Below are 19023 nucleotides of genomic sequence, written 5' to 3'. Positions count from 1 at the left end.
AGCGGTATCCGTCCGCTTTTGTCTGATTGAGTTACGTGCAGAGTGGAACAGGACGGCCTAGGTGGATCAGTCCCGGTTGTCGTGCACCACGCAGAGCATCGCCTCGTCACTCGGCAGAGCGAGCCCGTCCGTCGCGAGATCGGTCGCGATGCGCACCGACCCGTCGAGCGGATCCCCTGCGGCCGGCACCCTCCGTGCGTGCGGCAGGCGCTTCGCCAACTCCTCTTCCAGGGGTACGACGAGAGGGTCGCCCATCTTGAACAGGCCACCGGTGAGCGCGACTTGCGGCTCCCCGGTCGTCGGGCAGACGGCGGCCGCGGAGTCGGCCATGTGCCCCGCGGCGGCCCGCAGGATGCCGGCGGCCACCGGATCGCCCTCGGCGCAGACGGCCACATGGGGAGCGAAGGAGGCCAGGACGGCAGGGCGGTCGGGCCGCGGATACAGCTTCCCGGGCAGCCCCCGCACCGGCCCGAACAATTCCTCGGCGCGGGCCAGCAGTCCGGCAGACCCGCCCGGCCGCCCGTCGTGCGCGCGCAGCGCCGCCTCGAGCCCGGCCCGTCCGATCCAGGCGCCGCTGCCGCAGTCGCCGAGCAGATGCCCCCAGCCGTCCGCGCGGCGCCAGTTCGCCAGGTCGGTGCCGATCGTGATGAGTCCTGTGCCGGCGGCGACCACGGCACCGGGCCTCGGCCCCAGGGCGCCGACATACGCGGTGACGGCATCCGCGGCGAGAGCGACCCGCGCGATGCCGAACTCCCGCGCCAGCGCGCCCGGCAGTTCGGCACGCAGCGCATCACCCAGGCTGGCCATCCCGGCAGCCCCCACGGCGGCCGCCTCCAGCCGGTCGACACCAGCCTCGGCCACCAGCGGCCGCACCATGGGCACGAGTTGCTCCATGAAGTGCCCGGGGTCGAGGCCCCGATCCCCGGTACGAACCGGTTCGCGGGACTCCCGCCGGGCGGTCGCCCCACGGCCGACGGGGCCGACGACGACTCGCAGGCCGGACCCTCCTGAGTCGACGGCGAGGAATCCGCAGGGGGCGGTCACGGCAGGCGCCAGTCCACCGGCTGTCCTCCCTGTCCGATCAGCAGGTCGTTGGCGCGGCTGAACGGGCGGGAGCCGAAGAAGCCGCGGTCGGCGGACATGGGGGAGGGGTGCGCGGACTCGACCGACGGGAGTCTGCCGAGAAGGGGACGGAGGTTGCGGGCGTCTCGGCCCCAGAGGATGGAGACCAGCGGCTTGCCGCGTCCGACCAGCGCGCGGATGGCCTGCTCGGTGACCTCCTCCCAGCCCTTGCCGCGGTGGGCGGCCGGTTTGCGCGGTGCCGTGGTGAGCGCCCTGTTGAGCAGCAGCACGCCCTGTTCGGTCCATGGCGTCAGGTCGCCGTTGGACGGCTGCGGCAGGCCCAGGTCGGTGCTGAGCTCCCGGTAGATGTTGATGAGGCTGCCGGGCAGCGGACGTACGTCGGGCGCCACCGAGAACGACAGCCCCACGGCATGTCCGGGTGTCGGATACGGGTCCTGTCCGACGATCAGGACCCGTACGTCGTCGAAGGGCTGCTGGAAGGCCCTCAGGACATTCGGCCCGGCCGGCAGGTAGGTGCGTCCCGCGGCGATCTCCGCGCGCAGGAAGTCGCCCATCCCGGCGATCCGTTCGGCAACGGGTTCCAGGGCCTTCGCCCAGCCCGCTTCGACGATTTCATGCAAGGGTCGTGGTGCCACGGGCGTCACCCTACTGCCGCGCGTGCGGCAGTGATCAACCAGTGGCCAAGGCCGGCCCTTAAGCCCCGACGGCGGCCCCGACGGCTCATCAGACCACCGCGGCCCTGACGCACAGCACGTCCGGCAGGTGCGACGCCAACTGCTGCCAGCTGTCGCCGTCGTCGGCCGAGGCGAACACCTCGCCATTGCGATTGCCGAAGTACACGCCTGCCGGGTCCGCGTCGTCCGTGCACATCGCGTCGCGCAGCACCGTGCCGTAGTGGTCGTCCTGCGGCAGGCCCGCCGAGAGCGGCTCCCACGTCTTGCCCGCGTCCGCCGTACGGAACACACGACAGCGGTGGTCCGCCGGGACGCGGTCCGAGTCGGCGTTGATCGGGAACACGAACGCCGTCTTGCCGCGGTGGGGATGCGCGGCCACCGCGAAGCCGAACGTGGACGGCAGGCCCTCGCCGATGTCCGTCCAGTTCGCGCCCGCGTCGTCGCTGCGGTACACGCCCCAGTGGTTCTGCAGATACAGCCGGTCCGGCGTCGCAGCGTCCTGCGCGATCTTGTGGACGCACTGGCCGAACTCAGGGTTCGGATCCGGCAGGAACACCGCGGCGACACCGGAGTTGGACGGCGACCAGCTCGCACCGCCGTCGGCGGTCCTGAACACCCCCGCCGTCGAGACGGCGACCGTCACGGCCTCGGGGTCGCGCTTGTCGGTGATCACCGTGTGCAGGCCCTCACCGCCGCCGCCCGGCACCCACTTCGACCGGGTCGGGTGCTCCCACAGCGGGCGGACCAGCTCGAAGGTCTCACCGCGGTCCTCCGAGCGGTACAGCGCCGCCGGTTCCGTGCCCGCGTACACCACGTCGGGCTCCGCGGCCGCCGGGTGCAGCTGCCACACGCGCTCCAGGGAAGCTTCCGTGTCCTTGGGGAACTTGACGGCCGGCTGGGCCGGTTCGGTCCAGGTGCGGCCCAGGTCGTCGGAGTGGAAGACCGACGGGCCCCAGTGGGCGCTGTCGCCGCCCGCCAGAAGTCGCGGACGCTCGCCGCGGGTGTCGATGGCGACCGAGTACACGGCCTGGGCGTTGAAGTAGGGACTTTCGTCGAACTCCCAGGTGCCACCTCGCCTCCGCCCGATGAACAGGCCCTTGCGCGTGCCCACGGCGAGCATTACCTCGGTCATGCCGACCACCTCCGCGACGTCTTTGTCTCAGGTACCGGCCAGTCTGCACCCCGGCACTGACAGTCACCTCTGGAAAGGATTACGTCGCAGGTCAGAACGGCGATGACAGCCCTGCGAGGGGAGCTGCGGGCGCTTTCACGACGGCGGACGCGAGGGCCGCGTGACCCGTGCCACGGTCGATCCCGGTGCGTGCAGTGAGCATCCGCCTCCCGTCTCCCGTATGGGATGGCGGCCGGTCCGGCAGGCACGGTCGTGCGCTCGTGAGGAGGAAGCCTTCGATGGCGTTCCGTGGTCCGAAGGTGTGGCTGTGGCGCTGGCGGCGCAATCCGCTCAAACGCCGGGCCGACGCGGTGGAGGCCTGGGTACTCCTCGCCGCCTGGGTGGTGACTGTCCTGTGCGGAGTGCTCGTCGGCCTGGCCACGGCTCGCACGGTGGAGCAAGGGATGGCCCGGGAACGCGTGGAGTGGCGGCCCGCCGTGGCCCTGCTCACCGAGCGGGCGCCGGGCACGGCCGACGCCCGCTCCGCCCCGTCGAGCAGTGATTACGTGTGGGCGAAGGTGCGCTGGAGCGCGCGGGACGGTTCCCCGCACACCGGCCAGGCCCGCGTCCGCCCCGGCAGCGGCATCGGCACGCCGGTCAGCGTCTGGACGGATCCGCAGGGCCGCATGGTCACCCGGCCCGCGACCCCCTCGGAGGCCCGAACCCGAGCCACCCTGGTCGGCGGCCTCGCAGGCCTGTGCGCCGCGTCCGTCCCCCTCGTCGCCGGCAGAGCCCTCCGCAGTCGCCTGGAGAGCCGGCGCATCGACCGGTGGGGCTACGAGTGGGCACGCTTCGGGCCGCTGTGGGGTGGCCGGACGACGGGATGACGGCCGTAGGGGAACTCAGCCCAACGACAGGTCGCGCCTTCCTCGGGACAGGAAGCCCACGACAGGTCGTGGCTTCCGCGGGACAGGCGGGGACTGCCTCGGCGGCACGGGAGGAGGCCCCGTGGCGGCCTCACCCGTCCCCTTCTTGAAGCGGCGCGGTCCGAGCTGCGATCGAGTCACGCGTATCGGTTCCGCGCCCGGGGCGGGCAGGCCCGTCCTCCTGCCCGATCCGCCGGACCACGTCCGTTGGGCGGCGCGCCATTGGGGGTCGACCTTGCAGTGCCCGGCCCCGGGAGCCGCCCTATGGCGGCCGCCCCCGCGCGGGTGGGCGTGCCCGTATCCCGTGGGAGCCGCCCCCGCCGCTCCGTCCCGCTCTCCCCGGCGCCCCTGGCATGCCCGCAGGGCAGTCAGCCTCGCGCCCCTTCAGCCCCTCAGCCGCCGCGGAGCGACCGCCCGACCCCGCGCTGCACCTGAGCTTCCGCCTCCGCCTTCCGTCTGACGCCTTCCACCTTCCGCCCTCAGTTCTCAGTCCTCAGACCTCATCCCACATCCGGCAGCGCCCGCCCCAGAATCGCGTCCACGTCCGCCGCGTCCGGCAGCGTGCCGAAGGCGTGACCCCAGTCGCCGCCCAGTCGGGTGGCGCAGAAGGCGTCGGCGATCGGCGTGGGGGCGTGGCGGATCAGGAGGGAGGCCTGAAGGGTGAGGGCCATCAGTTCGACCAGCCTGCGGGCGGAGGCCTCGGAGCCCGTGGCGAGCTGGGACTTCAGGCGGGCCACCGCCGCGTCCAGGCGGGCGTCCGCCCCCTGCGCCAGGGCGAGTTCGGTGAAGAGGGCCTCGGCCGTGTCCGGCTCCCTGCTCAACGCCCGCAGCACGTCGAGGGCGTTGACGTTCCCCGAGCCCTCCCAGATCGACAGGAGCGGAGCCTCGCGGTAGTGGCGGGGCATGCCCGACTCCTCGACGTAGCCGTTGCCGCCGAGGCACTCGAGGGCCTCCGCGGTGAAGGCCGGACCCCGCTTGGTGACCCAGTACTTGCCGACGGCGGTGGCGATCCGGCGGAACGCCGCCTCGGTCCCCTCCGCGTCGTCTCCGCGCACCACCCGGTCCGCCGCGCCGGCCAGCCGTAGCGTGAGCGTCGTGGCGGCCTCGGACTCCAGCGCCAGGTCGGCCAGGACGTTGCGCATGAGCGGCTGGTCGAGCAGTCGCGCGCCGAACGCGGTGCGGTGGCGCACATGGTGCCCCGCCTCCACGAGCGTCTTGCGCATGAGCGTCGCCGAGGACATCACGCAGTCCAGCCGGGTGCAGTTGACCATCTCGATGATCGTCTTGACGCCCCGGCCCTCGGGCCCCACCAGCCAGGCGACGGTGCCGTCGAACTCGGGCTCGGAAGAGGCGTTGGACCGGTTGCCCAGCTTGTCCTTCAGGCGCTGGATGCGGAACGTGTTGCGGCTGCCGTCGGGCAGGACACGCGGCACGAGGAAGCAGGACAGCCCGCCCGGCGCCTGCGCCAGGACCAGGAAGACGTCGCACATGGGCGCCGAGGTGAACCACTTGTGCCCGCGCAGCGTGTACACCCCGGGCTCGGCCGTCGGGGACGCCGTGGTGGTGTTCGTACGGACGTCGGAGCCGCCCTGCTTCTCGGTCATCCCCATGCCCGCGAGCAGACCCGGCTTCTCGGTGGGCACGCGCAGCTCCGGGTCGTACTCCCGGCTGGTCAGCAGCGGTTCGTAGACCTTCGCGAGCTCGGGCTGCCGGCGCAGCACGGGGACGGCGGCGTACGTCATCGACGTCGGGCAGCCGTGTCCCGCCTCCGTGTGCCCCCACACCAGCCCGCCCGCGGTCCGCGCGACATGCGCCCCGGGCCGCTCGTCCGCCCAGGGAGCGGCCGCCAGCCCCTCGCCGACCGCGACCCGCATCAGGTGGTGCCAGCTCGGATGGAACTCGACCTCGTCGACACGGTGGCCGTACCGGTCGTGCGTACGCAGCACGGGCTCGTGGCGGTTGGCCTGCTCGCCCCACTCCTGCGCCTCGGCGCTGCCGGCCCGCCGGCCCAGCCGCCGGATGTCCTCCTCGGCCCACGCAGCCCCCTCGCGGCGCAGCCCCTCGATCAGGGCCGTGTCCTCGGACGCGTCGTACGGCGCCAGGGGAGGGGGCTGGTTGGTGACGTCGTGGGTGCCGTACTGCCCGGACTGCTCCGGCGCCACTCCGGACTGCTCCTGCGCGAGTATCGAGACCATGCCGCCCATGTTGCACCATGGCTGCGGTTGCAGCAATCCTGTAATACGTCGGCTCCGCACGTAAGGTAACTGGCCATGCCGAACAACGCCTCACGGCCGACCGACGAGGTGGACCTGCGCCCGCTGTCCGCCCGGTCGGTCGTCCTGAGCCTGCTGCTGGGTCTGCATCCGCCCCAGCTGCCGGTGAAGGAGCTGGTGCGCAGCGTGGAGCCGTTCGGGATCGCGGGGTCCACCGTGCGGGCCGCGCTCAGCCGGATGGTCGCCGCCGGCGACCTGCGACGCGCCGACACGGTCTACCGGCTCAGTGACCGGCTCCTGGAACGCCAGAAGCGGCAGGACGACGCCGTCCATCCCGAGACCCTGCCCTGGGACGGGGACTGGGAGATGGTCGTCGTCACCGCCACGGGCCGTGGTCCCGCCGAGCGCGCGGAACTGCGCGCCGAACTGACCCGGCTCCGGCTCGCCGAGCTCCGCGAGGGTGTCTGGCTGCGCCCGGCCAACCTGCTCCGGCCCCTGCCGGGCGACCTCGCCCAAGTGACCCAGCGCTACACCTCCCGTCCCGACCGCCCCGCACCCGAACTCGCCGCGAGCCTGTGGCCGCTGGACGCCTGGGCCGGCGCCGGACACGCCCTGCTCACCGAGGTCGCTCACGCGCGACGGCCGTCCGACCGTTTCACCGCTTTCGCGGCCGTCGTGCGGCACCTGCTCGCCGACCCGGTACTGCCCGCTGAACTCCTCCCGGCCGCCTGGCCGGGCGACCGGCTGCGCGCCGCGTACGCCGCATACCGGCGGGAGCTCGCGGAGGACGTACGCGCGCGTGACAGCGACGACGCCTCCTGGAGCGCACGCGCGCGTGCCCGTAACTGACCGCACACGACGCGGCGGCCGCCCGAAGCGCCGTGCGGGGACGCTGCGGACGGCCGCCTTCACCGTGGGGGGACCGGGGGACTACCTGCGAGCGGGGCCTACCGGTAGGTGATGTCCGAGCTGGAGTACAGGCAGTTCGTGCTGTCAGGACCGGTACCCACAGCCGTGTTGTTGTTGTACTTCTGACACGGGATGACCTTGCGGCCGGCGTCGTTGAGGATCGTGATGCCGCGCAGCGTCGCCACGTCACCCCGGTTGACGTTGATGCCGACCAGGCGCGCGGTGGACCCCGTGCCGGTCACCTCGACGTTGCTGAGATTGACTTTGCGCGTGTACTGCGTGGAGCAGTCGCCGCACGAGCGGTACAGCGTCTTGAACTCGCTGACCGCGAAGTTGGAGATGTTCAGCGTGCCGGGCCCGTTGTGCTGGAAGACCTTGTCGGCCGCCTTCTTCGCGCCGCCGCCGGTCACGGTGTAGGTGGAGCCGCCCCGGAAGGTGGCCGCGTCCTCGCCGACGTCCTCCCACCACACGTTCTGCAGGGTGCAGTTGCCCTCGCAGTGGATGCCGTCGGCACCGGGCGCCCCGATGATGACGTTCTTCAGCGTCGCGCCGGCCGCGAGCTTGAAGATCGGGTCCTGGCCCTCCTCCTGACCGTCGCCGGCCAGGTCGCCGCTGCCGTAGTAGCGGACCATGCCGCCGTCGCGGACGCCGGACACGGAGATGGTGGAGCTCACCGGCTGGCTGCTGCTGGGCGTCGGCCAGGTGGCGGCGCTCGCCGGCGGCGCCCCGACTGTCGTGATCATGACAGATGAGAGGCCGAGGGCGGCCAGACCGCCGGTCAGTGCGCGCCGACGGGCGCGGGGCTTTGCTGGTGAAGTCATGTCCCGTATGCCTTCTTCCAGTTGTGGGGGTGTCGGATGGGAGGTGCCGGGTCTTCTTGCTGGTGAGGCTGGTCAGAGCCGCCCGGCGCCCGCGCCGGACGTCACCGAGGCGACGACGCCGGACGCTGACTCCGCGGTGTAGCCGTAGGGCGGCGTGGTGAAGGTGCCGACCCGGGAGATCTCGGTCGCGGCCCCGCCGAGATCGTTGCCACGCAGATTGGCGTAGCCGTCCACGTCGCTGCTGCGGTTCGTGGTGACGGCGATCTTGGTGTCGCGGAAGACGTTGTTCTCCACGAGCAGCTGGGCGCCCATGCGCGAGTGGCAGGCGGTGTCCGCGCCGGCCACGTAGTTGTTGTAGAAGTGCCCGGTGCCGAAGCGCAGGCTGGGGATGCGCGAGTACACGTTGCTGAACTGGTTGTGGTGGTACGTCACCTTCAGGTGGCCGGTGTCCTCGCTCGCGTTGTTGTCGCTGTGGCCGACGAGGGAGCCCTTGAAGTGGTCCTTGAAGGTGTTCCAGGACACCGTGACGTTGTCCGAGCCGTGATTGATGTCCAGCAGGCCGTCGTAGTGGTCCTTGTCGTGATCGCGGTCGGCCGAGAAGGAGTTGTGGTCGATCCACACCTTCGTCGACTCCTGGACCGTGACGCCGTCGGCCGGCGCCACCGGCTTGCTGATGTTCAGGTTCCGGATGACGACGTTGGTCACCTCCTTGAGGCGCAGTCCGCCGCCGGTGAAGCCGGACGACGAACCGACGCCCAGCACCGTGGTGTTGGAGCCGACGTCCACCTGGCCGCTCAGCGAGATGAGGCCGTTGACCCGGACGACCTTGGCGGAGTTGCCGGTGACCGCCGCCTTGAAGGCGTCCAGCGTGGAGACGGTGACCGCCGAGGCGCTGCCGCCGCCGGTCGTCCCGGCGCCGAACCCGACCGGCGAGGTCTCGGCCGCCCCGGCCGACTGCGGCAGGGCGATGACGGCCGCGGTGGCGAGGACGGCTACTGCGGCCGTCGCCAGAGCGGTTCTTTGCGGACGTGCACGTGGGGGGAGAGTTCGCATGCGGGTGCGTCCCTTCGGGAGGAGCGACACGATCATGTACGTGAACTGTGTGCGTCATGCAGAACGCCGTGCGCGGGCGGTGTGGCCATGTGGGGGTGCCGTACGGCGAGCCGGTCACACTGCTGAACGGAACGTAGAGGGCAAGCGCTTTCTAGTCAACGCTTTACGCGGAAGAATTCGGTCAGTCCTGGTGAGGGTAAGGGCTCTCATGATGCGCGCGTGGGAGCGCTTCCATCGGGGACGTGTCCATGCCACGATGCCCCTTCTCCGTGAGACCTCTCGCGCGACCGGACGAGACCTCTCCCGCGACCAGAAGGGACCAGGGCGTGCCCACGCCCATCCGCACGACCGCGACAAGAAAGCTCCCGACGCTGCTCGCCGCCCTCCTGCCGCTGTTGGCGGCCCTGCTCGTCGCCGCTCCCACGGCCGCCGCCCGCACCGACGCCGCCGACCGCCTCCGTGACGATCACCAACGCGAGCACGGCGGCGATCAACGGCTGGCGGCTGGGCCTCACCCTGCCCGCCGGTCAGTCGATCACCGGCGGCTGGGGAGCCACGTACGCCCCGGCGTCCGGCGCGGTGACGGCGAGCAGCGCCTCGTACAACGCGTCGCTCGCGCCCGGGGCGAGCGTCAGCATCGGCTACCGGGCGAACCACACCGGGAACAGCGCGGCGCCGGGCGCCTTCACGCTCAACGGGACGGGCTGCACCTCAGGGTGATCCTCCTCGGCGAGGAGGCAGGACCCGAGAGATTCCTTGCGTCGCCCGTGCGCGGATGACATGCCGTTTTGCGGGAACCCGGGCGCACGGAAGCCGACGTCGAACGAGCTGCGAGGGCGAGCGATGGTTCTGGGACTGCTCACACGTCCGACAGCCGCCGCGGCCGAGATGGTCGCGGCCGGGCCCCGGCTGCTCGCCCGAGGAGCGGCCCCCGCGGTGGGAATCGCCGCGGGGGCGGTCGCCGGAACTGCCCGGGCCGGGGTACGGGGTGCCGACAGCGCGGCGCGTGCGGTGCGCGTCGCCCGCAATTCGCTGCCCCTTCGCCCGCAACCCTGGCGGTCCGGCGCCCGCACCCATCTCGCCCTGCGCCCCGAGTCGCCGGAGCGGGTACGGCTGGAGGGCGGGCTGGAGCACGCCGCCCGCAAGGTCGCCGCGACGCTCATGGAGCGGCCCGACGTGGCGCTCGCCTACTGGGACGGCGGGCTGAGCCGGCTCGTGGTGACCGCCGTCGAGGAGTCGGCCGGCGACCAGGTGGTGGACAAGGCGGTCGAGATCGCGGCACGGCACGGTCTGGCCCGGACCGACAATTCGGTGGACGACATCGCCCACCCCGCCGACCCCGCCGGGGTGCGGGCCGCCGCCACGACGCTGGCCGCCGACGGGGTGGGCATCGCGGCGGCGTTCGCCGGCTACGCCCTGCGGCTGCCGACCACGCCCCGGTCGGTGACCGCGCTGGTGACGCTCCTGCGGGAGAACCCGCGCTTCCGGGGCTGGCTGCGGGCCCGGATCGGCCGCTCCCGGATGGACATGGTGCTGGCCATGGCGAACGCCGCCGTCCACGGGGCCGGCCGGACCCCGACCGCTCTGGTGCTCGACGGCATGCTGCGCTCGCTCCAGCTGGCGGAGACAGTGGCCCGCGTGGCGGCGTTCGACAAGGTCCACGACGAGGTCTCCGCGCCGGACCGGTCCAGCGTGGCCGGAGCACATTTCCCGCGCCCGCCGCTGCGCACCTCCCCGGCCCAGGAGTACGCCGCGCACGCCGAGACCGGCAGCCTGGTGGGTGCGGCGGCGATGCTGCTGGTCAAACACGACGGCACCGAGGCGGCGGAGGCGGTGCTCGCTGGCTCACCCAAGGCCGCCCGCTACGGACCCGCCGCCTTCCACGCCGTACTGAGCTCCGCGCTGTCCCGCGCCGGCGTCCTGGTGCGGGACCCGGAGCGGCTGCGGCAGCTGGAGATGGCCGACACGGTCGTCCTGCACCCGAGCGCCCTGCGCACTCCTGGCGCCGACGCGGACCCGTGGGCGGAGACCGTGCTGGACGCGGCACGGCGCGCGGGCCTGCGGGTCGTGATGGTGGACGACCCTGCCCTGGCCGACTTCACGAGCCTCGCCGACCAGGTGGTGCGCGACGAGCGGTCGCTGAGCGACGTGGTGAACGCGTTGCGCGCCGACAAGGACAGCGTCGTCGTCACGGTCGCGCGGCCGGCTAAGGACGACGAGGACATCCTCGCCGGACTGCTCGCCGGCGATGTGGCCGTCGCCCTCACGGACCGCGACGCAGCCGTCGTCTGGGGCGCTGACGTGCTGGCCCTGCACGGTCTCGCCGACGTGTGGCGGCTGTTGCGGGCGGTCCCGGCCGCGCGCGGCGTCGGGCGCAGGTCGCAGGTGCTGGCCCGGTCCGGTGCCGCCCTGTCCGGGCTGCTGGTGGCGATCGGCAAGTCCTCACGCGGGCGCCCCACCCCGTGGCCCGGGCTGCGGCACACGCCCGTCGACGTGAGCGCGGCATGGGCCCTGCTGACCGGCGGCCGTGCGGCCATCGGGGTGGCGGCGGCCCGCGCACCGCATCCTCGGCCGCGCGTGGCCTGGCACGAACTGGAGCAAACCGAGGTCCGCGAACGGCTGAGGCACGAGACGGGCCCGGAGCCGACCGTCCCCGAGCAGGTCACCGGCCGCGCGCGCAAGGCGATCCAGAAGATGGGCCGGCATCCCCTGTTCGCACCGCTGAGCGGGCCGGTCCAGCTCGCCCGGGCCGTGCGCGGCGAGCTCGACGACCCCCTCACCCCGGTACTGGCCGTCGGCTCGGCGGCCGAGGCGATCCTCGGCTCCGTGGTGGACGCCCTGCTGGTGGTCGGCGCGCTCGACCTGAACGCCCTGGTCGGCGGCGTCCAGCGGATGCGGGCCGAGCGGGCCCTGTCCGGACTGCTCGCGAAGCAGAAGCAGAAGGCGCGCGTCACCACCGAGGAACCCGAGTCCCAGCCGCACGTCGTGGACGCCGCCAGGCTGAGCCCCGGCGACGTGATCGAACTCCGGGCGGACGACGTGGTGCCCGCCGATGCCCGGCTGGTGTGGGAGGACGGCCTGGAGGTGGACGAGTCCGCACTGACGGGGGAGTCCCTGGCGGCCGACAAGGGGATCGAACCGACGCCCGACGCCGCCGTGCCGGACCGCAGTTCCATGGTGTTCGAGGGGACCACGGTGGTGGCCGGACACGCCCGGGCCATCGTGGTGGACACCGGGGACCGTACGGAGGCCGCCCGGGCCGTGGCCCTCGCCGCCCGCACCCCGCCGTCCGCCGGAGTACAGGCCAGGCTGCGGGAGCTCACCGACAAGGCCCTGCCGTGGACTCTCGCCGGCGGCGCCGGCGTGACCGCGCTGTCGCTGCTGCGCGGCACGCCGATCCGCCGGGCCGTCAGCGGTGGCGTGGCGGTGGGCGTCGCCGCGGTCCCCGAAGGGCTGCCCCTGGTGGCGACCGTCGCCCAGCTGGCCGCCGCCCGTCGGCTCAGCCGCCGCGGAGTCCTCGTCCGCGCCCCGCGCACCCTTGAGGCGCTCGGCCGGATGGACACCATCTGCTTCGACAAGACCGGCACCCTCACCCAGAACAAGCTCCGTCTGGTCCGCGTGACGGACACCGACGGCAAGGTCAGTACGCCGGACGAGCACGACCCCACACTGCGGACCGCGGCACGCGCCTGCCCCCAGCTGAACGGCGGCACGGACCGGCCGGTGCACGCCACCGACGAGGCCGTTCTGGACGCGGCCGGCCCCGACCCCGAGTGGTCCCAGACCGAGGGCCTGCCCTTCGCGGCCGACCGTGGCTACGCCGCCGCAGTCGGCCGGGCCGAGGACGGCACCGCGGTACTCGTCGTCAAGGGTGCCCCCGAGACGGTGCTGCCCGCCTGCGCCGACCTGCCCTCCTCCGCATCGGACGCGGCGCACGAGCTGGCCGGGGACGGACTGCGGGTCCTGGCGGTGGCCCGGCGCCCGCTCGACTCGGCGGAGAAGGCCGCCGACGTCCTGGAACAGCCCCTGGACAGGCTGGAGTTCACCGGTCTGCTCGCGCTCGCCGACGTACCGCGAGCCACCTCGACAGCCTTGGTCGAGGGCCTGCGCGAGGCCGGCGTACGACCCGTGATGCTGACCGGCGACCATCCGCAGACCGCGCGGGCGATCGCCGCCGAGCTGGGCTGGCCCGAGGACACGGGCGTGGTCACCGGCGACGAGCTGGCGTCCGCGGACCGGGAGGAACGCGCCCGGATGCTGCACGACATGGGCGTCGTGGCCCGCGTCGCCCCCGAGCAGAAGCTCCAGGTCGTCGAGGCGCTGCGGGACGCCGGGCGCGTGGTCGGCATGGTCGGCGACGGAGCCAACGACGCCGCGGCCATCCGCGCCGCCGACATCGGCGTGGGCATCGACGCCCGCGGCTCGGCGGCCGCCCGCAACGCCGCCGACCTCGTCCTCACCGACGGGGACCTGACGGTCCTGATTGAGGCGGTCGCGGAAGGCCGGGCCCTGTGGCACAGCGTCGCCGACGCCATAGCCATCCTGATCGGCGGCAACGCGGGCGAGGTGGGCTTCGGCCTCCTCGGCACGCTGCTTTCGGGCGCCGCGCCCCTGTCCACCCGCCAGATGCTGCTGGTGAACCTGTTCACGGACCTGTTCCCGGCCATGGCGGTGGCGGTGACGCCGAAGGAGGCGGAGGGAGCCGACACGGAATCCGTGACGGAGGATGCGGATGCGGATGCGGCAAAGCGGGGTGCGGGTTCCGAAGCGGCACCCACAGGCACCGAACCCCTGGGCACCTCACTCCTCGGCGAACCCCTGATCCGCAAGATCCGCCACCGCGCCCTGACCACCACCCTGGGCGCCACGTCCGCCTGGCTGATCGGCCGCTTCACCCCGGGCACCGCACGCCGCTCCACCACGATGGCCCTGTGCGCGGTGGTCGGCACGCAACTCGCCCAGACCCTGGCCGACCGCCGGGGCAGCCCGCTGGTCCGCGTGACCGCCCTCGGCTCCGCTGCCGCGCTCGCCGTCCTGGTCGAGACCCCCGGCCTCAGCCAGCTCTTCGGCTGCACGCCGCTCGGTCCGGTCGCCTGGGCGGGCGTCGGCGCGTCGATCGCGCTCGCGGTGTTCGGCCAGCGGAGCCTGCCGCACCTGGAGCGGATGGTGGCCCGGTACCTGCCGACCACCTCCGGCGACGCGGCACCGGCAGCGTCCGCGGCCTGATCAGACGGACCGGTGGTACTGGTCGGGCACGTGCACGTCCCCGCCGAGCTCCCGAGCCGCATGCCGCGCCCATGACGGGCTGCGCAGCAGCTCACGGCCGAGCAGGACGGCGTCCGCCTCACCGTTCGCGATGATCTTCTCCGCCTGCTCGACGTCCGTGATCAGCCCGACCGCGGCGACCGGCAACGTGGTCTCCGCCTTGACCCGTGCGGCGAACGGCACCTGGTAGCCCGGGCCGACGGGGATCCGGGCGCCGGAGGCGTTGCCGCCGGTCGAGACGTCCAGCAGGTCGATGCCGTGCGCCTCGAGGTCGGCGGCGAAGCGGACCGTGTCGTCGGCGGTCCAGCCGTCCGCCTCCAGCCAGTCGGTCGCCGAGATGCGGAAGAACAGCGGCTTGTCGTCCGGCCACACCTCCCGCACGGCGTCCACGACCTGGAGGGCGAAGCGGGTGCGGTTCTCGTACGAGCCGCCGTACTCGTCGGTGCGGTGGTTGGAGTACGGGGAGAGGAACTCGTTGATCAGATAGCCGTGGGCGCCATGGATCTCGGCTATCTCGAAGCCCGCGGCCAGCGCCCGGCGCGCGGCGTCCGCGAACTGCCCCACGATCTCCTGGATCTCGGCAACCGTCAGTTCACTCGGCACCGGGTGTCCGTCGGCGAACGCGACCGCGCTCGGCGCCACCGGCTGCCACCCGTGTGCGTCCGGCCCCACCGGCGCACCGCCCTTCCAGGGCTGGTCGGTCGACGCCTTGCGGCCGGCGTGTGCCAGCTGGATCGCCGGCACCGTGCCCTGCGACACCAGGAAGCTCGTGATCCGGCGGAACGCCTCGACCTGGGTGTCGTTCCAGATCCCCAGGTCGTAGGGGGAGATCCGGCCCTCGGCGCTGACTCCCGTGGCCTCGACGATGATCAGCCCCGTGCCGCCGGCCGCGCGGGCCGCGTAGTGCGCGAAGTGCCAGTCGTTGGGGACGCCGGCGTCGGGGCCCTCCGGCGCGGCCGAGTACTGGCACATCGGGGGCATCCACACCCGGTTCGGGATCGTCACATCGCGCAGGGTGTAGGTCTCGAAGAGCGCACTCACGGCGGACTCCATTCGTCACGGGGACCAGTGGTCGACTCGTACGATAGGCATCGTAGTACGGGAAGTGTCAAACTACGAGAGCTCTCGTACAATGGGGGAACCCGAACACGGGACATCCCGATTGCGGGCACCCGATGAAGTGGAGCCGCCGTGACCAGCCCCGCTGTGAGCAGCCGTGACCTCCCGCACCCGGCGCGCGAGGAGATCCGTCTGGAAGGCGTGCTGCACGCGCTGTCCGACCCGATGCGGCTGCAGATCGTGCGAGAGCTCGCCGCCGTCGGCGACGAGCTCTCCTGCTCGCAGTTCGACCTGCCCGTGACCAAGTCCACCACCACGCATCACTTCCGGGTGCTGCGCGAGAGCGGTGTGATCCAGCAGGTCTACCGGGGCACGGCCAAGATGAACGGCCTGCGCAAGGACGACCTAGACGGCCTCTTCCCGGGACTTCTCGACGCCCTTCTCGACGCCGCCGCCAGACAGGCCGTCCGGCTCGGCGCCTGAATCCGCTGAACCACCTGAACCACCTGAACCATCTGCACGGCCTGAATCGGCCTTCGCGGGCAGGTGGTTGAAGAGCAGGTTCAGCACGATCGCCGTCAGACAGCCCGCGCTGATCCCGCTGTTCATGACCGTCTGGAACCAGTCCGGGAACTTCTCGTAGACCGTCGGCACACCGACCGGCAGCATGCCCATGGCCACGGAAACGGCCACCACCGTCAGGTTGTTGTTGCCCTTGAAGTCCACCTGGGTGAGCGTCCTGAGGCCGCTGGCGGCCACGGTCCCGAACATCACCAGACCCGCACCGCCCAGCACCGGAGCCGGTATCGCCGCCACCACCGCGCCCAGCTTGGGCAGCAGGCCGAGCAGCACGAGGATCCCGCCCGCGGTCGCGACCACCCAGCGGCTGCGTACGCGGGTCATGCCGACGAGGCCCACGTTCTGTGCGTACGCCGTGTACGGGAAGGTGTTGAAGACGCCGCCCAGCACGGTCGACAGGCCGTCGGCGCGCAGGCCGTCCGCAAGGGAGCGCGGCTCGACCTTGCGGTCCGTCATCTCGCCGACCGCGATCAGGTCACCGGTCGTCTCGGTCATCGTCACCAGCGCCACCACCAGCATCGACACGATGGCCGAGAACTCGAAGGTGGGCGCCCCGAAGTGGAACGGCGTGCTGACCCCCACCCAGTCGGCGTCCCCGACCCCGTCGAAGTCCGTGAACCCGAACGGCACCGCCACCGCGAGCCCGAACACGATGCCGATCAGCACCGCGATCCGGCTCAGGAACGCCGGCGTGAACCGCTGCACCCCGAGCACCACCACCAGGACGAACGCCGCGAGTGCGAGGTTCTCGGGCTCCCCGAAGTCCGCCGAACCGGCTCCGCCCGCCGCCCAGTTGCCGGCGACCGGCAGCAGCGACAGCCCGATGATCAGGATCACGGTGCCGGTGACGAGGGGAGGGAAGTACCGGAGCAGTCTTCCGAAGACCGGTGCCAGCAGCACGATCGCGAGGCCCGCGACGATCACCGAGCCGTAGATCGCGGGGAGTCCGCCGCCCGTGGTGCCGATGAGGACCATCGGCGACACGGCGGCGAAGGTGCAGCCCTGCATGATCGGCAGCCGTACGCCGAAGCGCCAGAAGCCGATGCACTGGATCAGCGTCGCGATGCCGCACACCAGCAGGTCGGCGGTGATCAGATACGCCAGGTCCGCGGGCGGGAGCTTCATCGCGCCGCCGACGATGAGGGGGACGGCGACGGCGCCGGCGTACATCGCGAGGACGTGTTGCAGGCCGAAGGCGGCCAACTGGCGTTTGGGCGGGATCTCGTCGACGGGGTGCACGGGCGCGGTTGCGGTCATGGGCGAGACCGTAGGCCCCTTGCACAGAGTGTTGATTACGGCGGTGTTGCTGCTTCGTTGCCGTGCGCGGCGTTCATCAGCGACTCCCAGTCGGGGAGCTTCACCACACCCCTGCCCAGCGACGCACCCAGCTCCACCTCCGCCCGCTCGATCGCGCACCAACCCTGCCACTCGACCGGGTCGATGCCCTCGGCGCGCAGTGCCGTGAGCGGATCCTCGGGCAGTTCCCTCCGTACGAGCACGGAGGCGTCCTCCAGCAGCGACATCACCGTCTCCTTCGCGCACGGACGGTTGCTGCCGATGACGCCCGTGGGCCCGCGCTTGATCCAGCCGGCCACGTACTCGCCCTGCGCGACGAGGCCCTCGCGCAGGACGCGGCCGGCGAGATGCGGGACCGTGCCGGTCGCGGGATCGAACGGGAGGCCCTCCAGGGGGATCCCGCGATAGCCGACGGAACGCAGCACCAACTGGGCCTCGATGTCCTCGTACCGGCCGGTGCCCGTCACCCCGCCCTGCCCGTCGGGTGCCGTCCGCTCGAAGCGGACCGCGCCCACGCGTCCGGCATCGGCGAGGAGTTCGACGGGGCGCAGGAAGAAGCGCAGCGCGATGCGGTGGCCGACGTCCCGTGCCGGGGCCTCGGCCCAGCCGCGCAGCGCCTCCACGTTGCGGCGCTGCGGGGCGGGCAGGGCGGAGGGGTCGGCGTAGGCCGGATCGATCGCCAGTTCCTGCGGATCCACCGTCACTTCGGTGTCCGGCAGGGTGCCCAGCTCGCGGAGCTCCTTGGTGGTGAAGCGAGCCTGCGAGGGGCCGCGCCGGCCCACCATGCTGATGTCGGTCACCCGGCTCGCGGCGAGGGCGGTGAGTGCCGCCTGCGGCATGTCGGTGGGGCTCAGCTCGGCCGTGCCCCGGGCGAGTATCCGCGTGACGTCGACCGCGACGTTCCCGACGCCGATGACCACCGCCGAGCGCGCGCCGAGGACGTAGCCGTCGTCGATGGCGTCCGGATGGGCGCTGTACCAGGACACGAACTCGGTCGCCGACCAGCTGCCCGGCAGGTCCTCGCCGGGAATCCCGAGATGCCGGTCGGTGGCGGCGCCCACGCAGTACACGACGGCGTGGTACAGCTCCCGCAACCGGGCCGTCGGCACGCCGTCCGGGCCGATCTGGACGCCGCCGAGGAACCGCACCCGCTCGTGCTCCAGGACGGTCCGCAGATTGTTCTGCAGGGACTTGATCTTCTCGTGGTCCGGCGCCACCCCGTAGCGCACCAGGCCGTACGGGCACGGCAACCGGTCCAGGACGTCGACGACCACGTCGGGGTCCTGCTGTACGAGGCTCTGGGCGGTGTAGCACCCGCTCGGCCCGGAGCCGACCACGGCGACATGCAGCACGGCGGAACTCCTTGTCCGAGGGACCTTCGAGGGTTTCAGGAGTCGCTCTCGAGTCCAGCATCGCACCGCTTCCGCTCCGCTGACAGGGTGCTGTGCGCCGGACGGGACGCGTGTTCGTTCGTATGGAATGTGATCATGCGGTTACGTTGCGTGTGTGCTGGAAGCATCCTTTCTTAATCTTTCCGATCGCCGTGCGACGGACGGTGCCGTGTCCGTGTGGCCCGCGTGGGCAGTGCGGGACGACGCCGGGGCCACCGCGTGGTTCGGGGTCCGGCTGGAGTTCGGCGACGGCGCCCGGGTCGACGCGCTCGCCGTGGTGTCCGAGGGGTGCGTCTCCATCGAGGACGTACGGGCCGAGCCGGCCCTGTCCCTCGACGACCTCACGGCGCTCGCCGACTGGATCGAGACTCCCCTCTCCGAGGCGTGCGGGGTCGGGGCCGGGTCCGGGGCGGACGGTGAGGAGGCCGGGTCCGGTCCGGTCGTGCCGGCCTGGCCCCGGGGCGTCGAGGGGCAGTGGCTGGTGGCACAGAAGTACCGTGCGGCCCAGGAGCAGGGCGTCGACCCCGTCCTCGCGGTGATGCGCGCGACGGGGCAGGACCGCCGGAAGTCGCTCAGGCTGATCGGGCAGGCGCGCGACGCGGGCTTCCTGACCCGGCGCCGGGCCCGCCGCTGAGCACGCCCC

General features: G+C 72.4%; 14 protein-coding genes and 1 pseudogene. 6 read left to right on the top strand and 9 right to left on the bottom strand.

What is annotated here, in order from left to right:
* Positions 1-66: 66 nt before the first annotated feature.
* The 3 genes from ACFY5C_RS11270 to ACFY5C_RS11260 form a co-directional block, all read right to left on the bottom strand.
* Positions 67-1044 carry an N-acetylglucosamine kinase gene (locus ACFY5C_RS11270; RefSeq protein ID WP_389443156.1) on the bottom strand — a complete coding sequence of 326 codons (978 nt, stop codon included), beginning with the start codon at positions 1042-1044 and terminating at the stop codon, positions 67-69.
* Positions 1041-1718, bottom strand: coding sequence for a uracil-DNA glycosylase (locus tag ACFY5C_RS11265; RefSeq protein ID WP_389443155.1), 678 nt, complete (start codon positions 1716-1718; stop codon positions 1041-1043). Before ACFY5C_RS11265 ends, ACFY5C_RS11270 begins: the two co-directional genes overlap by 4 nt.
* Positions 1719-1806: 88 nt before the next feature.
* Positions 1807-2889: a WD40/YVTN/BNR-like repeat-containing protein gene (locus ACFY5C_RS11260; protein WP_389443153.1), complete on the bottom strand. Its 1083-nt coding sequence runs from the start codon at positions 2887-2889 to the stop codon at positions 1807-1809.
* 278 nt (positions 2890-3167) lie between these two features.
* Between ACFY5C_RS11260 and ACFY5C_RS11255 the strand changes: the two genes are divergently transcribed.
* The gene (locus ACFY5C_RS11255) at positions 3168-3755 is read left to right on the top strand and encodes a hypothetical protein (protein WP_389443151.1); all 588 of its coding nucleotides are present in this window, start codon (positions 3168-3170) and stop codon (positions 3753-3755) included.
* A 539-nt stretch (positions 3756-4294) separates the two neighbouring features.
* Here the strand turns inward: ACFY5C_RS11255 and ACFY5C_RS11250 are convergent.
* Positions 4295-5989, bottom strand: a complete 1695-nt coding sequence (locus tag ACFY5C_RS11250; protein WP_389443149.1) for a DNA alkylation response protein — start codon at positions 5987-5989, stop codon at positions 4295-4297.
* 75 nt (positions 5990-6064) lie between these two features.
* Here ACFY5C_RS11250 and ACFY5C_RS11245 point away from each other — a divergent pair, with 75 nt between their 5' ends.
* The gene (locus ACFY5C_RS11245; protein ID WP_389443147.1) at positions 6065-6856 is read left to right on the top strand and encodes a PaaX family transcriptional regulator C-terminal domain-containing protein; all 792 of its coding nucleotides are present in this window, start codon (positions 6065-6067) and stop codon (positions 6854-6856) included.
* A 98-nt stretch (positions 6857-6954) separates the two neighbouring features.
* Here ACFY5C_RS11245 and ACFY5C_RS11240 read toward each other — a convergent pair whose 3' ends face one another.
* Complete coding sequence (locus tag ACFY5C_RS11240) at positions 6955-7737, bottom strand: pectate lyase (protein ID WP_389443145.1); 783 nt, start codon at positions 7735-7737, stop codon at positions 6955-6957.
* 72 nt (positions 7738-7809) lie between these two features.
* Positions 7810-8790, bottom strand: coding sequence for a polysaccharide lyase family 1 protein (locus ACFY5C_RS11235; RefSeq protein WP_389443143.1), 981 nt, complete (start codon positions 8788-8790; stop codon positions 7810-7812).
* A gap of 414 nt (positions 8791-9204) precedes the next feature.
* Here ACFY5C_RS11235 and ACFY5C_RS11230 point away from each other — a divergent pair.
* A pseudogene (locus ACFY5C_RS11230) lies at positions 9205-9510 on the top strand (cellulose binding domain-containing protein); the annotation flags it as partial.
* A 123-nt stretch (positions 9511-9633) separates the two neighbouring features.
* The gene (locus ACFY5C_RS11225; RefSeq protein WP_389443141.1) at positions 9634-14016 is read left to right on the top strand and encodes an HAD-IC family P-type ATPase; all 4383 of its coding nucleotides are present in this window, start codon (positions 9634-9636) and stop codon (positions 14014-14016) included.
* Here ACFY5C_RS11225 and ACFY5C_RS11220 read toward each other — a convergent pair whose 3' ends face one another.
* Entirely contained in the window at positions 14017-15096 is a 1080-nt protein-coding gene (locus ACFY5C_RS11220) for an NADH:flavin oxidoreductase/NADH oxidase (protein ID WP_389443139.1), read from the bottom strand.
* Positions 15097-15246: 150 nt separating this feature from the next.
* Here ACFY5C_RS11220 and ACFY5C_RS11215 point away from each other — a divergent pair, with 150 nt between their 5' ends.
* On the top strand, positions 15247-15597 hold the full coding sequence (locus ACFY5C_RS11215) for an ArsR/SmtB family transcription factor (RefSeq protein ID WP_389443137.1): 351 nt from the start codon (positions 15247-15249) through the stop codon (positions 15595-15597).
* Here ACFY5C_RS11215 and ACFY5C_RS11210 read toward each other — a convergent pair.
* A complete protein-coding gene (locus ACFY5C_RS11210) occupies positions 15520-16950 on the bottom strand; it encodes a nucleobase:cation symporter-2 family protein (protein ID WP_389443135.1) in 1431 nt (476 codons plus the stop codon). The two genes, ACFY5C_RS11215 and ACFY5C_RS11210, sit on opposite strands and share 78 nt — an antisense overlap.
* Before the next feature lie 35 nt (positions 16951-16985).
* Positions 16986-18341, bottom strand: a complete 1356-nt coding sequence (locus ACFY5C_RS11205; RefSeq protein ID WP_389443133.1) for an FAD-dependent oxidoreductase — start codon at positions 18339-18341, stop codon at positions 16986-16988.
* Positions 18342-18549: 208 nt separating this feature from the next.
* On the opposite strand from ACFY5C_RS11205, the gene ACFY5C_RS11200 reads away from it, so the two are divergent.
* The gene (locus ACFY5C_RS11200) at positions 18550-19014 is read left to right on the top strand and encodes a DUF6214 family protein (RefSeq protein ID WP_389443131.1); all 465 of its coding nucleotides are present in this window, start codon (positions 18550-18552) and stop codon (positions 19012-19014) included.
* Positions 19015-19023: the final 9 nt, after the last annotated feature.

It is taken from the genome of Streptomyces sp. NPDC012935 (assembly GCF_042900345.1).
Classification (GTDB): domain Bacteria; phylum Actinomycetota; class Actinomycetes; order Streptomycetales; family Streptomycetaceae; genus Streptomyces.
This window is presented reverse-complemented; position numbering and strand designations above follow the sequence as displayed.